The sequence below is a fragment of the Streptosporangium sp. NPDC050148 genome (assembly GCF_055586505.1).
The window spans coordinates 1-14,315 of sequence record NZ_JBVJIA010000049.1; the positions used below are offsets into that span (position 1 = coordinate 1).

Below are 14,315 nucleotides of genomic sequence, written 5' to 3' on the forward strand. Positions count from 1 at the left end.
CCACCCGGTATGAAAAGACCGCCGAGTCCTACCAGGCCGCAGTCACCCTCGCGTCACTGCTGATGTGGCTATGAAACTTTGACGACACGCCCTAGAGGCGGTAGAAGTCGCTGTAGTGGTCGGGGGAGAACCAGGCCACGCCGGTGCTCCGGTTGACGACGATCCGGTACGCGTCACGCGCGGCGCCCCGGGCCCGGGAGTACACGTCGTACTCCTGGTAGGTGGCGCCGGCGGGCAGCCGGCCCTCCCGGTTGTAGAAGCGCCCGCCGGTGTAGTTGTACCTGCCGTCCGGCCAGGAGTACCAGCCGCGGTCGGTGGGGTAGCCCTTCCCGGACCAGATCGACCTGGCCGAGCGCGCGTCCGCGCAGCGGGAGACGGTGCAGGAGCCGTGGACCGCCGCGTCGGCGGGGGTGACGGTGACCACGCCGCTCATGGACGTGACGACGGCGACGACGAGGGCGAGTCGTGCCGCCCAGGAAGGCCGGGGACGTTCGGAAACGCGCACGGGGTCTCCTCGTGAGGGGTGCCGGGATGTCGAACCCTGTCAGGATCACCGTCAAGCCGGATCAGGTAAAGGTAAAGATCACCAAAAACGGGGTGAAATCCTCACGGCGTCCGTCTGACGCCCGGGCCGCGACACCGGTGCGACGCACCCGGGCGGGTCCGCCCGGTCCGGTGACGCGGCCCTCCGCGTTCAGACGAGCCCGCTCGGCTCGGCGGGCGCGGTGTAGCGGGCCTCGATGAGCTCGCGCACCCGCCGCCTGGTCTCGTCGGCCGGGTCGCCGGGATTCTGCTCGACCTCGGCCACCTCGGCCGCCAGCTCCTCGTCCTTGACGCTTCCGGCCAGCCAGCGCGAGTAGTCCCCCCGCTCCAGGTGGTAGTTCCACGTCCCCTCGTCGACGCCCTCGGCCATGCGGCAGAACGAGGTCAGGTTCCCGGCCCGCAGGTTCAGCATGTTCTCGGGGCCGCGGAAGAAGAAGCTGCTCTCCTCGCCGAGCTCACCGGCCGCGTACTTGCGGCGGTGCCTCTGGCGCTCCTCCTCGGGCGGGGCCAGCCGCACCCGGATCGGCTCGTCCTCGACCCGCCAGAACAGCAGGTCCCCGGTCGGCAGGTCGGAGAGGTCACCGCCGGGGACGTCGATGCCGGCGGTGCCGGCGAACGCCTCCAGCACCTCCCCGGGACCGTCGCCCACCACGACGACCGCGTTGAGGGTCTGCACGACCGGCTCGCTGACCGCGTCGGGGTGCACGGTGACCAGCACCAGCCCGCCCATCTCGCGCAGCAGCTCCACCGACTGCAGGCCGAACCCCTCGGGCATCATGTGGTGGGCCTCGTCGACCACCAGCCAGTGCGGGTACCCGTAGCGGGCCGGCAGCGCCGACAGGCGGGGCAGGAAGTCCTGGAAGAACCCGGGCCTGTCGTCGATGGGCACGCCCAGCAGGTTGACCACCACGCTCTGCCCGGCGTCCTGCAGCACCTGGAGGATCTCCTCCTCGGTGGGGGCGCTCTTGACGTCGCCCAGCACGGAGGCGCCCTCGATCCCCTCGGTGTAGTCGCCCTCGGGGTCGATCAGGCAGAACCGGTACCCGGCCTTGGTGATCCGCTCCAGCAGCGCGGCGGTGACGGTGGACTTGCCGCTGTGCGAGGGCCCGGCGATCAGCATGCGCGTCCCGTACGGCCGGAACCGCACCTCCTCCTTGTCGTCGTCCTCGCCCGTGGTGCCCAGCAGCAGGTGGCGGCGCGTCACGTCCACGTCGTCCAGGTCGTTCTCGACGAGCCGGTCGATCAGCTCGACGACCCCCGCGCCGCACTCGTTCTCGGTCACCAGGTCACAGCGTTCCCTGACGGCGGGCAGGGCGTTGGCCACCGCGACCGCGCACTCGCACAGCGACAGGAAGGCGTGGTCGTTCTCGGCGTCGCCCACGCCGACCGTGCTGTGCTCGGACACGCCGAGCTCGGCCAGGGCCGCGGTCAGGCCGCTCGCCTTGTTGACGCCGGAGGGCAGCACCATCACCGCGCCCTTGTTGAAGATCACCTGCATCTCCAGGCCCAGGTCGCGGATGGCCCCGAGCACGGTCTCGCCGTGCGGTTCCCGGGTGGCCACGACCACCGAGCCGACGCTGAGCGGTTCCACCCCCAGCTCGCGCAGCCGCTCGACGAGGGCCTCGGGCGGCGCCTCGGCCAGGGAGGTGGACTCCTGCTCGCCGGGCCGGTAGAGGACGGCCCCGTTCTCCGCGACCACCAGGTCGAACAGGTCGAGCCGGGGGAAGTCCGCGGTGAGGTCGCCGACCTCCCTGCCGGTGACCAGGACCGGCCGGCGTCCCGTGCGGACGAGACGTTCGAGGGCGGCCAAGGTGTCGTCGTCGACCCGGCCGTCGGTGGCCAGGGTCTCGTCGTAGTCACATGCCAGAACGTGATATCGCATCCGGCCCCCCTACCCCGCCCGGGAGGGAACACCGGAACGGAAGATGAACGTCGGCTGTGCGTCAGGTGGCGTAACGGCCGGTCGTGGGGGTGCCCGGCGGGCCACGGTGGAGCCCGGGGCCGCGTGGCGGTCATCGTCACGGCGAGGCCGGCGCGGGCGGCGCGGGCGTCGATGTCGTCCCCGGGACGGCTGCCGTACGCCATGGGAGGGGATCCGGGCGGGCCCGGTACGCCGCGGCGGGCGTCACCCGGGGGATTCCGGTCGCGGGTGCCTCTCGCGCGCGCTCCTGCGGGTGGCGTGCGGCCTGCCGTTCCTGCGCAGCAGGCCCGGATCGTCCAGGCCTCGCCGCCCGGTCACGACTGGTTCGGCTCCCATCAGATGAGGGCGCCCAAGACCTGGTACCGGGGCCGGGCCGTACTGATCGGTGACGCCGCCCATGTCACGTCCCCCAGCGGTACGGGATGACGTGCCCCTGCGGACGGCCTAGCGCGGATCGGATCCGTCCAGGTCGCGTGCCCAGGGCGGGTCGGCCCCCGGAGCCGAGCAGGTGAGCGCGGCCACCCGGGCGGCGAAGGCGGCGGCGTCGGCCGCGCGTTCGAGGTCGAGCCGGTCGAGCCGGCCGCCGAGCAGGCCGCCGGTACGCAGCCGGTGCAGCAGCCCCGCGGTGAAGGAGTCCCCCGCGCCGACGGTGTCGACGACCCGCGTGGGCGGCGCGGGCACACAGGCCCGCTCGCCGTCCACGGAGACGAGCGCGCCCAGCGGGCCGCGCGTCACCACGACCAGGCGCACGCCCGCCTCGTGCCAGGCGTCGCAGACCCGCTCGACCGGCTCGCCCGGCCTGATGTGCTCCAGGTCCTCGTCGCTGAGCCTGATCATGTCGGCCACCGCGCACCAGCGGGGCATCCGCTCCCGGTAGACGGCCGGATCGACGAGCGCGGCCCGTACGTTGGGGTCGATCGAGATCGTGGCGCGGGCGGCGGTCGCGGACAGCGCCTCCTCGACGGCCTCCGCGCCCGGCGCGCGGACCAGGGCCAGCGAGCCGGTGTGCAGGCAGGCGACGTCGCCGACCCGTGCGGCCGTCAGCTCCGCGGTGCTCCATCCCCAGTCGGCGGAGCCGTCGGCGTGGAAGGAGTACCGGGCCCGTCCCCCGGAGTCCAGGGTGGCCACCGCCAGCGTGCTCGGCTCGGCCGCGCCGACGCAGCCGGTCAGGTCGACCCCGGAGGCGGTCAGGTGGGCGCGGAAGAGCGCGCCGAAGGTGTCGCCGGAGAGCCGTCCCAGGAAGCGGGTCGCGGTGCCGAGCCGGGCCAGCGCCACCGCGGTGTTCGCCGGGCCGCCGCCGGGCAGGACCCGCAGCAGGAGCTCACCGCCCGGCCCGTCCGGAGCCGCGCCCGCACCGCCCGCGCCGCCCGCACCGTCCAGGCCGTCCGGGCCGTCCGGGTCCCTGCCCGCCCCGCCCCCCGTACCGTTCCCGGTCCCGCCCGGATCGCCGTCCCGCTCGTCCCGGGGGGTGAGGGGGTTCGTGACGAAGGCGTCGGCGACGCACTCGCCGAGCACGGCGACCTGGCTGGAGGGCATGATCGTCGCCTTTCCGGGGAGGGACGCGCCGGATGCCCGGCCGCGTCGCCGATGGGTCACGTCGTCGTGGGCATTATCGCGGCCACCACGATCTCCGGGCGAGGACCCTCAGTCTCCGGCGCCTCCCGGGGTGACGGCCCTCGGGATGACGGTGTCCGCGACGGTGTCCGTGACGGAGGTCGCGACGGCGTCCCCGTCGGTGCCCGAGGTGGTCAGGACGCTGCCCGAGGTGCCGTCCACGGTGACCGACCGGCCGGTGACGATGTGCTCGGTCGCGCCGCTCACCCCCACGACGGCCGGGATGCCGTACTCGCGGGCCACCACGGCGCCGTGCGAGTTGGCGCCGCCCATCTCCATCACCAGGCCGCCCGCGGTCAGGAACAGCGGGGTCCAACCGGGATCGGTGGAGGGGCAGACCAGGATCTCCCCGGGCTCCAGGCGCGCGCCCACCGGGTCCAGGACGACCCGGGCGACGCCGGTGACGGTGCCCGCCGACGCCGGGGTACCGGTCAGCGCGCCCTCCACCGGCGCCCGTACGGCGACGGCCTCCGGCTCGGTGCCGTCCGAGAGCAGCACCCGGGGAACGTGCCTGCGGCGCAGCTCGCGGGCGGCCTCCGCGCGCCGCCGCGCCACCAGGGCCGCGGGCGTGCCCTCCCCGGACGGCGGCGGGCCGGTCAGGGCCGCCCTGACCTCGCGGACGGTCAGGAAGAAGACGTCGTCGGCGTCGTCGAGCACGCCCCGGGCGGCCAGCTCGGCCCCGACGACCAGCAGCTCGGCCCGCATGGCGGCCAGGGCGGTCACCAGGATGTACTTGGGCATCTCGCGCAGGCCCACCAGCGCGCGGGCCCGGCCCAGGGCGAAGCGGACGAGGCGCCCGCGAAGCCCCCCGGCGCGCCGGCCCAGCGTCCTGATCATGGCGGTGGCCTCGGCGGCCCCCCTGGCGAACACGACGTCGGGGGCCAGGGCCGGGTCCTCCAGCCGCAGGTAGTTGGTGAGGACGCCGATGATGTGCGTCGGGTCCTCCGACCAGCGCGGCAGTCCCAGGTCGATCTCGGCGACGGCCCTGCCGCCGTAGACCGAGAGGAACTCCGCCAGGCCGTCGCCCGCGACGTCGGGCAGCGACCCGGTGGCGAAGCGCCCGGCCAGCTCGGCCGCGGGGGTGCCCAGCAGCAGGGCGGTGCTCTCGGGGTCCCGGCGGATGCGGGTGGCCAGCCGCCACAGCGCCAGGTCCATCTCGGTGGTCACGTTGTGCGGCAGGCCGCGCAGCACGGTCTGCAGCTCGCCGGGGCGCGCCCGGTCGCCCAGCGCCTTGGCGGCCAGGCCGAGCATGACGAACCCGGCCGCCGCCGAAGGCGCGACGGACGGCAGCAGCGGCATGACGCGGTGGCCGAGCACCTGTTCGACGTGGTCGAGGCGCTCCAGCGGGGTGGCGCCCTCCGGCGCCGCCAGGCGGCTCCTGATCAGCCTGGTCACCGTCCGCACGTCCCGGTGCGCGGAGGCCGGAGCGAGCAGGGCCCGTACGGCGCGGCTCGGGATGTGGAAGCGGGACGCGAGCCGGGCCGCGCGCCGCAGCGCGGGCAGGGGCGAGGTATGGGTGACGCCGAACCGGGGATCGTCGAACAGCCCGCGCAGCACCCGGGCGGACCTGGCCTCCATCACGTCGAGGATCCGCGGGAAGAGCGCGCGCCCCACCCGGCCGCGTACCGGGCCGGTGACGTCGAAGAACAGCCGCCCGCCCGCCTCCGCGACGACGGGAGCCCCGGCCGGGCCGTCGGGCACCGGGATCCCCAGCATCCGGTACACCGACGACGACAGCAGCCGGAAGGCCGACATGCCCATGGGGGTGATCGGCCGGTAGAGGCCCTGGGCCAGGCTGAAGCAGAAGTAGACCCGCGTGCCGCCCGGCTCGTCCGGCTCGTCCCGCTCGCCCGGCCCGCCCGCCGTCGTGGTCCACGTGGGCGGCTCCGCGTGCCGCGGGATCGGGTGGAGCGTGGTGATGGGCCGCGCCTGGGTCAGCCACAGGACGCCGTCGGCGTCGATCGCCCACTCGGTGTCCTGCGGTGCCCCGTAGTGCCGTTCGACCCGGTCGCCGAGCGCCGCCAGCGCCCGCAGCTGCGCGTCGGTGACGCAGGCGCCCGCGGTCGAGCCGGTGCCCCCGGTGTCCCCGATGCCTCCGATGCGTTCGGTGCCCCCGGGGCCGGCTGGCACGTGCTCGACCCCGCCGCCGGCAAGCGGCCGTACGACCAGCCGCTTGTCGCCCAGGCGGCGTTCGGTGATCCGTCCGGTGGCGGTGTCGACCACGAAGTGGTCGGGGTTGACCGCGCCGGAGACCACGGCCTCGCCCAGCCCGGGAGCGGCGTCGATCACCGCCTCGCGCCGCCGCCCGGTGACCGGGTTGGCGGTGAACATCACCCCGGCCGTCCGCGACCGGACCATCTCCTGGACGATCACCGCCAGCAGCACCGAGCCGTGGTCGATGTCGTTCGCCGCCCGGTAGGCGACGGCCCGGTCGGTCCACAGCGAGGCCCAGCACCGCCGCACCGCGTCCAGCACCGCGTCGGCGCCGATCACGTTGAGGTAGGTGTCCTGCTGGCCGGCGAAGCTGGCGTGCGGCAGGTCCTCCGCCGTCGCCGAGGAGCGCACCGCGACCGGGCCGTCCGCGCTCGCCCGTACGGCGTCCGCGATGTCGCCGGGGACCGGGGCGGCGAGCACGAGCTCACGCGCCCGGGAGGCCAGCGCGTTCAGGGCGGGGACGTCCCCGGCGGGCGTGGTGGCCAGCGCGCCGAGCACGTCCTCCAGGCCGGCCCGCTCGGTCACCCTGCGGTAGGCCTCGGTGGTGAGGCAGACGCCCACCGGGACGGGCAGACCGGCGGCGGTGAGCACGCCGAGGTTGGCGGCCTTCCCGCCGACCAGGGACAGCGAGCGGGCTCGCGGGTCGTCGAATCGCAGGACCAGTGGGGTGGGCATCGGTGCGTCTCCTTGGGGCCTCGACGAAGAGCGCCATGGCTGGGACGACGATAGGCCGCGATGACGAATAAATCAACAACTGATGAAATAACCTCCGAGAGCCGGAGCCGGAGCCGGGGCCGGGGGCTGGGAGCCGGGAGTTGGGCGCCGGGCGCCGGGCGCCGGGCACAACGGCGGACGGCCACCGCGCCGGCCCGGTTCCTGGAACCCGGGTGGTCGCGCGATGGCCGCCCCCGTCCTGCTCGCGTCACCGGCGGTGCCGGTACGCGTGCCGCGGCCGCGGGACCAGGGGTCCCGTCCGGTGCCGCGGCGTTCCCCTAGTCGCCCCAGGCCAGGAGCCAGACCTGGCCGTTCGCGCCGTAGCGGTTCTGCTGCCACGGGTGGATCCGCGAGCCGCACGTGCCGCCGTAGGGGTTGTAGGAGGTGCAGAAACGCCACCTGTCCGTGACGTCCCAGATGTTCCAGTCGACCCCGTACGCCTCGATCGTCTGGCATCCCTCGTACAGGTAGGTCGGAACGCCCGTGCTCCCGGTGCAGCCCGCCGAGGTGTACGTGACCCGGACGCCGTCACCGCACCAGGTGTGGTGGGCCGCCCCGCGCATCGAGGGGGGGCCGTAGGTGGTCGTCAGGTACCAGCAGCCCGAAGGACCGGCGCTGATCGCGCCGCCGGCGAGCCGCCTGGAGGGGGTCGGGACGCTCCCGGCGAACGCGCCCCGCGAGGCGTCGATGACGCGGGGGGCGGTCCGGCGCTGGCGCGACATGTCGATGTACCTGTCGAGACCCCTCGCCCGGATCTCCCCGGCCGTCAGGGAGCGCACCCTGGGCGTCGGGGGCGGAACCGCGGCCTGCAGGTCGGGGCTCCACGCCGGACGGACGGACGTGGCCCACGGGGGGGCGTTCCACGCCGGGCGGGCCGGGTGGGGGGAACGGGCGGAACGGTCGGCGGGGGCGGCGACCTGGCCGGTGACCCGGTCGGTGGCCAGGCCGGTGTCCTCAGGGGTGTCCTCGGGCGTGTTCTGAGGGGCGTTCTGGGCGGCGGCCTGGGCGGCGCCGTCCCAGGAGGGGCGGGAGATCCCCGCCTGCGGGGAGTACGCGCCGTCCGGGTCGATGGGCGGAACCGGGGAGAAGGCGCCGAGGGTCAGGACGGCCGCGACCGCGACGGCGCAGCTGGAGGTGACCCGGGTGAAACGGTTCTTCAATGACATGCGGCATGCTCCTTATCAAAGCAGCGCGCCACGGGAGGACTTCGTCGCCATTTCCACCCGCGGTGCGATCTTGACGGCACGAAAAATATATAAGCCATCCATTCGGCGGGTGAGCGATCGTGTTTTTAAAAGGGTAAACGAAAATTTCCCATCCCCCGTCACCGGGGCCGCGTTGTACCTGTTCGAACCTTGGTGAGCTCGGCGTCCCAGCAATTCATCAACCCCTTTCCCGATGTACGGGAAATCGCCCGCGCGGGCCGGAATGTTTTCCTTCCGGCCCGCGACAATTTGTTTCCGAAGGCATTTCCGGTGTAGCGGGATGGCGCCCTGTCCGCCCGGCTCGTCCTTTTGGTCCGCGGTCGGCCGGGCGGTCCTTCCCGTTTCCTTCCGGTGTGGGGCCCGGGACCTCCGCGGGGCATGGCGTTCGCCGCCGCCGTCCGCGGGGACGCCCGGGAGTCCGGGGGCACCCGGGAGTTCACGACGACGCCCGGGAGCCCGCGGGGGCATGGGGGTTCGCCGTCCCGCCCCACTGTCGGTATTCGTCGTGAAAGGCCCGGCTAGTCTGGTCGCGGTCGGCGCCGCGTCCCGTACCCCACGCCCCGTGGCCGATGGCCCGCGCGCCCCGCGCACGCGGCGGGGGACACCGGCGCCCGGCCGGGAACGCGCCCCGGCCGGGAACACGCCGGGGACCGAGGGCGCGACGGGACCCCCGCCCGGTGGGAACGACGCACACACGGCAGATCGAACGGAACAAATGTGGATCTTCTAATGGCCCTGGCGCTCGCGGCAGGCGTGCTGCTCACGGTGGCCGCGTTCACGGTGGCCACCCGGCGCCTGCTCGGCCTGCGGTTCGGGAACGTCCGCATGCTGCTGGCCGGGACGTTCATGTTCCTGATCGCCGAGCCGCTCATGAGGGCGTTCGCCAGGACGGTGGACCCGGGCGACCCCGGCATCACGCCGATCTGGTTCTTCATCCTCGCCGTGGTCTGCGCCCTGCTGGCCGGGCTGATACCGCTGGTCATCGCCGAGATCCTGATCCCGTCCGGATCGCTGCCGGGGCCGCTGGAACTGGCCGGGAGGCTGCGCCGCCACCTGACCCGCTCGCGCCGCTACCTGCGCATCACGCGCATCCTCATGCGGCACGGTCTCGGGCCGTACCTGCGCGGCAGGGACCCCGACCTCGGCGCGCCCTCCAGCCGGGCCCGGCTGGCCAGGTCGCTGCGCGAGGCCCTCGACGACGGCGGGGTCACGTTCGTGAAGCTGGGACAGATCATGTCCACCCGCGCCGACCTGCTGCCGGTGGAGTTCGTCGAGGAGCTGCGGCTGCTGCAGGACGGCGCGGCCTCGGCCCCGTGGGCGGAGATCGAACCGGTGCTGACGGCCGAGCTGGGCGGGCCGCTGGAGGAGACGTTCGCCCACTTCGACCGCGAGCCGCTCGCCGCAGCCTCGATCGCGCAGGTCTACCGCGCGCGGTTGCGCACCGGGGAGGAGGTGGTGGTCAAGGTCCAGCGTCCGGGCATCACCACCGTGGTCGAGCAGGACCTCGACATCATCGACCGCCTCGCCCGCTCGCTGGAGCGGCGCACCCGGTGGGGACGCGCCTTCGGCGTGGCCGACCTGTCCAGGGGGTTCGCCGACGCCCTGCGCGAGGAGCTCGACTTCCGGATCGAGGCCGGCAACATGGCCGCCGTGGCGGCGGCCTCCGAGGGCGAACCGGTCCACGTGCCGGTGCCCTACCCGCGGGTGTCCGGGCGGCGGGTGCTCGTCATGGAGTGGCTGGACGGCACCCCGCTGGGGTCGGCCGTGCCCGGCGGGCAGGCTGGGCAGGACCTCGCCAGGACCCTCCTCGACACGCTGCTGCGCCAGATCATGCTGCACGGGGTGTTCCACGCCGACCCCCACCCGGGCAACCTCATGCTCCTGGCCGACGGGCGTCTGGCGCTGCTCGACTTCGGCTCGGTGGGACGGCTCGACGGGTCGCTGCGGGACTCGCTGCAGCGCCTGCTCGGCGCGATGGACCGGGGGGACCCGCTCGGGGTGAGCGACGCCCTGCTGGAGGTGGTGCCGCGGCCGGACGAGATCGACGAGCGGGAGCTGGAACGCGAGCTCGGCCGGTTCATGGCCCGGCACCTGGTCGCCGGCGCCTCCCCGGACGCGCAGATGTTCGGACGGCTCTTCCGGATCGTCTCCTCGCACGGCCTGTCCCTGCCGCCCGAGGTGGCCGCGGTGTTCCGGGCGCTGGCGACGATCGAGGGCACCCTCGCCCGGCTGGCCCCCGGCTTCGACATCGTCACCGAGGCGCGCGCGTTCTCGGTCCGCCACCTCACCGAGGTCCCCGACGCCCGGCGGGTACGGGACGCCGTCATGCAGGAGGCGCTGGGCCTGCTCCCCATGGTGCGCCGCCTGCCCCGCCGGATCGAGCGGATCGCCGACGCGGCCGAGCACGGCCGCTTCGGCCTGAACGTGCGCCTGTTCGCCGACGAACGCGACCGGCGGCACGTCACCGGGATGCTCCACCAGGTGCTGCTCACCGTGATGGCGGCCACCACGGGCCTGATGTCCGTGCTGCTGCTCGGGTCGGACACCGGCCCGCGCGTCACCACGCAGGTCGGGCTTCACCAGCTCATCGGCTACAACCTCCTGCTGGTCAGCACCATCCTGGCCCTGCGGGTGCTGGTGATCATCTTCCGCCGGAGCGGGTGAGGGGAACCGGCGCGGCTACCCCACCCGTCCACGGGTAGGGAGACCTTCCAGGGGAGGGCCGCGATGACGGAGGCGAGGAGGCGATCATGACCGGCACACCCCCCACCACGGAGATCGTCATCGAGACGCACGGCCCCTCGGAGGCGTGCGCCCTGACCGGGACTGTCTGTGAGCTCTACCGGGCGGTGTTCTCGCTGCCCCCGTTCAACGGCAGCGCCGAGGAGTTCGCCAACCAGCGCCGCTACCTTCCCCGGCTGCTCCACCGGCCCGGCTTCCGGCTGACCACCGCCCGTTCCGGGCCGAACTTCATCGGGTTCGGGTACGGCTACCTGCTGCCCCCCGACACCGCCTGGTGGAGCCACCTGGCCGACCCGGTCGACGAGGAGTTCGCGACCGAGACCGGGACCAGGACGTTCGCCGTCATCGACTACGGGGTGCTGCCCGGCAGCAGGAACGCCGGGATCGGGCGCCGCATCCACGACGAGCTGCTCGGCGGATCCGGAGCCGAGCGGGCCACCCTGACGGTGCAGCCCGCGGCCGTGCGGACGCAGGCCATCTACCGCAGGTGGGGCTGGCGCAAGGTGTCCCGCAGAACGATGGACCCGCCGATCCCCGCCCCGGTCTTCGACGTGCTGGTGCTGGAGAGGATGCCCGGCCCGTCTGGCGCCGACCCCGTCAGGTGACCGGTCCCGTCAGGTGACGGGCCTGTGTCGGGTGGGCCTGCCGGTGACGAGCCCGTCAGGCGATGAGCTGGAAGGCGTGCAGCTTCTCGTCCAGGTCGGCGACCTGGCGCGTCCTCGCCCACGGATTCAGCGTCTCGCGGACCTCCACCACCGACCGGGCCAGCCGGGGCGAGGTGTTCTTGCAGGTGAGGCGGGCCGCCTCGCCGATATGCTCGCACGCCTCGTCGATGGCGCGCAGTTGCAGGTGCCCGCGGGCCAGGTCCAGCCGGCTGAAGGCCATGTTCCGGACGAACGCCGGATCGATCTTGGCCAGGGACCGGGCGGCCACCTCGACGGCGGTCTGCGCGTCCCCCATGTTCAGCAGGCACTTGGTCTTCGTCGACAGGTACTGCCCGTCCCCGTAGAAGTAGAGCAGGTGGCTCGCCACGTCCCCGTCACCGGCGTGCACCAGCTCCCGGCGCGCCTGGTCCAGGCTGGTCATGCACCGGGCGTGGTCCTTGCGCCGGTCGGTCCTGGGCGAGCGGCTCAGCACCGCCGAGTAGGCGCGGGCCCCCACGTCGCACGCGTACGACACCAGCAGCCTGCTGCGGGCCCGCTGCCCCCAGGCCAGCGCCCCGAGCGCGTGCTCCACCCCCTGGCGGGGGTCGCCCTGCCAGGTCGCGAGCTGTGACCAGTTGGCCAGCACGAAGCTGTTCATCGCGTCGTCGTCGGCCGCGTGGGCGGCCACCTTGGCCTGGTCGTAGTAGTGGTTGGCCCCGTTGAAGTCGTTGAGGTTGAACAGCACCCAGGCGGTGAACCGGCAGATGTTCGCCAGCAGCGTGAGCAGCCGCTCGCGTACCTCGTCGTTGGGCGCCGACGGGATCAGCGACCGCACCAGGTGCTGCTGGGCCAGCACGGTGCCCAGCACCGACTGGGGACCGAGCGCGTCCTCCTGGCGCATGCAGTGGTGCAGCACCGCGTCGATGTGGCCCACGGTCGCCGTGTCGACCCGGGACGGCTCGGAGGACACCAGGGCGAGCCGGTCGAACTCGTCCTCGTTGAGCCGGGCCAGCAGCGGTGAGGCCGCGGCGGCGGACGCCGCGGCCCTGATCAGGGCCAGCACGTCGCGCCGTTTCATGTTCGCCGCCCACTGGGCGAGCGCCCGTACCAGCGCGTCGTACTCCTCGTCGCGCGACGTCCCGACGGGCACCGGTCCGGTGGCCAGGTCGGGCAGGGCCGACAGCACTCCCCGGATGTCCTCCGGTCCCAGGCTGCCCGCGGCACCGGCCGCCACCAGCGGCCGTCCCTGGAACCGGGTGGCCAGGACGTTGTGCTCGTCGGCATCGCGGTGGTCCTCACCGTCGACCAGGTCGGCGGTGCGGCATTGGTAGATGCGGGCCAGCCGGTTGAGGCCGGCGATCGGCGGCTCGTTGCCGGTGGGGCCGGGCCATGCCTCCCACGACCCGAGCTTTCGGGTCGTCAGCGGCTCGTTCGGCCAGTATTCGTTCCATAGATGGCAGACCTTGGCTTGTGTCAGTCGATGCGCCTCCCGGAAGCCCTGGCGGGAGTTCAGGCGCCAACGGCGCTGGAACTCGGCTGCGACCTCGGCCCACGTACAGCCACGTTCGCGAAGCTCGGCGCTGAAGACGTCCATCTGTTGCTTGACGCTGCGCGGTGCACGTGGCATCGTCTCGGCCCCTCCCGGCGGGTCCTCCGGTGGCGATTCTTCGCGCAGAACGTTACTTGCCGATCACGTTCCGTGACGGGCGAGTACAGAAATCGGTGACCGGATCGCCGATGTCTGCAAGATCGTCACGTGCGAGAGTGATTCGACTCCGGAAAGTGACGAACGGATGCGACGTCGTCACCTGTTTCCAGCACGCTCCGTGCATCAGGGTTGAGAACAACGCCCGAGCCGCCGGATCCGCGGGGTCTCCGCTCGGGCGGGCGTCCCTTCCTGCGCCGGGGGCGCGACCGAATCTCCGCAGTCCTTTCCCAGGAGCCATCCATGAGCGTGCTCCCCGTCGAACGGCCGGGACCGATGTACTCACCGTTTCATTCCGATCTGGACGACCCCGATCATCTGACCACCTGCGCGGGCGAGGTACGGCTGGTGGCGCAGCCGGCCGCGGTCGCCCGGGCCCGCGCGTTCACCCGCGCCCGGCTGGCCCGGTGGGGGCTGGGGGAGATGTCGGACGCCTGCGTCCTGGTCGTCTCGGAGATGACCACCAACGCCATCACGGTCACGCGCCTGACGCAGGCCGCCCACGGCCACGTCCGCGCGCTCCCTCCCGGCGCCCGGTCCTTCCCCGAGGGCGGGGACGTGCCAGACCGCCCGCCCTCACCCCTTCCCCCGGGCTCCCTCCCGCCCGCCGCGGGCGTTGGGGCCTACTCGATCCTGCTGCGGCTGCGGCTCACCGCCACGGACCTGTTCGCCGAGGTGTGGGACGACTGCGGCGGCACGCCCGAGCCCGCCGACGCGGGGGAGGACGACGAGAGCGGCCGGGGCCTGTACCTCGTCGGCATGTGCAGCGACGAGTGGGGGCACCTTCCGGCGCCGGGGGGCGGGAAGGTCGTCTTCGCCCGCTGGGGCCTGCCTGCGGGCTGGAGCGGTTCGGCCTCACCGCCCCGATGGCCGTACGCCCACTCCCACGCCCGCACGACGCGCGCTTGAACGGGGACGCGCGCGCGAGCCGAACCCGTACGGGACGGACTCACGCGAGCCTGACGCCCGCGAACCGGACGTCCGCGAGCCTGACGCCCGCCGGCCGGGACGTG

General features: G+C 73.5%; 9 protein-coding genes. 3 read left to right on the forward strand and 6 right to left on the reverse strand.

From position 1 onward, the window contains the following. Positions 1-91: 91 nt before the first annotated feature. From ACZ6RT_RS34580 to ACZ6RT_RS34600, 5 genes are all read right to left on the reverse strand, one after another. Positions 92-505 carry a ribonuclease domain-containing protein gene (locus ACZ6RT_RS34580; protein ID WP_470158173.1) on the reverse strand — a complete coding sequence of 138 codons (414 nt, stop codon included), beginning with the start codon at positions 503-505 and terminating at the stop codon, positions 92-94. 189 nt (positions 506-694) lie between these two features. Then, complete coding sequence (locus ACZ6RT_RS34585; RefSeq protein ID WP_399187210.1) at positions 695-2,425, reverse strand: HAD-IIB family hydrolase; 1,731 nt, start codon at positions 2,423-2,425, stop codon at positions 695-697. Between the two features lie 483 nt (positions 2,426-2,908). Continuing rightward, positions 2,909-4,000, reverse strand: a complete 1,092-nt coding sequence (locus ACZ6RT_RS34590; protein WP_470158175.1) for a carbohydrate kinase family protein — start codon at positions 3,998-4,000, stop codon at positions 2,909-2,911. Between the two features lie 108 nt (positions 4,001-4,108). Beyond that, positions 4,109-6,967 (reverse strand): PEP/pyruvate-binding domain-containing protein, encoded by a 2,859-nt coding sequence (locus tag ACZ6RT_RS34595; protein ID WP_470158176.1) that lies wholly within the window; start codon positions 6,965-6,967, stop codon positions 4,109-4,111. A gap of 317 nt (positions 6,968-7,284) precedes the next feature. Then, positions 7,285-8,172 (reverse strand): hypothetical protein, encoded by an 888-nt coding sequence (locus tag ACZ6RT_RS34600; RefSeq protein WP_470158177.1) that lies wholly within the window; start codon positions 8,170-8,172, stop codon positions 7,285-7,287. 756 nt (positions 8,173-8,928) lie between these two features. On the opposite strand from ACZ6RT_RS34600, the gene ACZ6RT_RS34605 reads away from it, so the two are divergent. Beyond that, positions 8,929-10,875 carry an ABC1 kinase family protein gene (locus tag ACZ6RT_RS34605; RefSeq protein WP_470158178.1) on the forward strand — a complete coding sequence of 649 codons (1,947 nt, stop codon included), beginning with the start codon at positions 8,929-8,931 and terminating at the stop codon, positions 10,873-10,875. 86 nt (positions 10,876-10,961) lie between these two features. Then, positions 10,962-11,558 carry a GNAT family N-acetyltransferase gene (locus tag ACZ6RT_RS34610; protein WP_470158179.1) on the forward strand — a complete coding sequence of 199 codons (597 nt, stop codon included), beginning with the start codon at positions 10,962-10,964 and terminating at the stop codon, positions 11,556-11,558. Positions 11,559-11,613: 55 nt separating this feature from the next. Here the strand turns inward: ACZ6RT_RS34610 and ACZ6RT_RS34615 are convergent, their stop codons facing one another. Beyond that, the gene (locus ACZ6RT_RS34615; protein ID WP_399187204.1) at positions 11,614-13,224 is read right to left on the reverse strand and encodes a hypothetical protein; all 1,611 of its coding nucleotides are present in this window, start codon (positions 13,222-13,224) and stop codon (positions 11,614-11,616) included. Positions 13,225-13,545: 321 nt separating this feature from the next. On the opposite strand from ACZ6RT_RS34615, the gene ACZ6RT_RS34620 reads away from it, so the two are divergent. After that, the gene (locus ACZ6RT_RS34620) at positions 13,546-14,211 is read left to right on the forward strand and encodes an ATP-binding protein (protein WP_399187203.1); all 666 of its coding nucleotides are present in this window, start codon (positions 13,546-13,548) and stop codon (positions 14,209-14,211) included. The last annotated feature ends 104 nt before the right edge of the window (positions 14,212-14,315 follow it).

Coding starts and splice junctions, on each gene's coding strand:
- ACZ6RT_RS34585 (WP_399187210.1), bottom strand. CDS start 2,425: ATGCGATATCACGTTCTGGCATGTGACTACGACGAGACCCTGGCCACC.
- ACZ6RT_RS34590 (WP_470158175.1), bottom strand. CDS start 4,000: ATGCCCTCCAGCCAGGTCGCCGTGCTCGGCGAGTGCGTCGCCGACGCC.
- ACZ6RT_RS34595 (WP_470158176.1), bottom strand. CDS start 6,967: ATGCCCACCCCACTGGTCCTGCGATTCGACGACCCGCGAGCCCGCTCG.
- ACZ6RT_RS34600 (WP_470158177.1), bottom strand. CDS start 8,172: ATGTCATTGAAGAACCGTTTCACCCGGGTCACCTCCAGCTGCGCCGTC.
- ACZ6RT_RS34610 (WP_470158179.1), top strand. CDS start 10,962: ATGACCGGCACACCCCCCACCACGGAGATCGTCATCGAGACGCACGGC.
- ACZ6RT_RS34615 (WP_399187204.1), bottom strand. CDS start 13,224: ATGCCACGTGCACCGCGCAGCGTCAAGCAACAGATGGACGTCTTCAGC.
- ACZ6RT_RS34620 (WP_399187203.1), top strand. CDS start 13,546: ATGAGCGTGCTCCCCGTCGAACGGCCGGGACCGATGTACTCACCGTTT.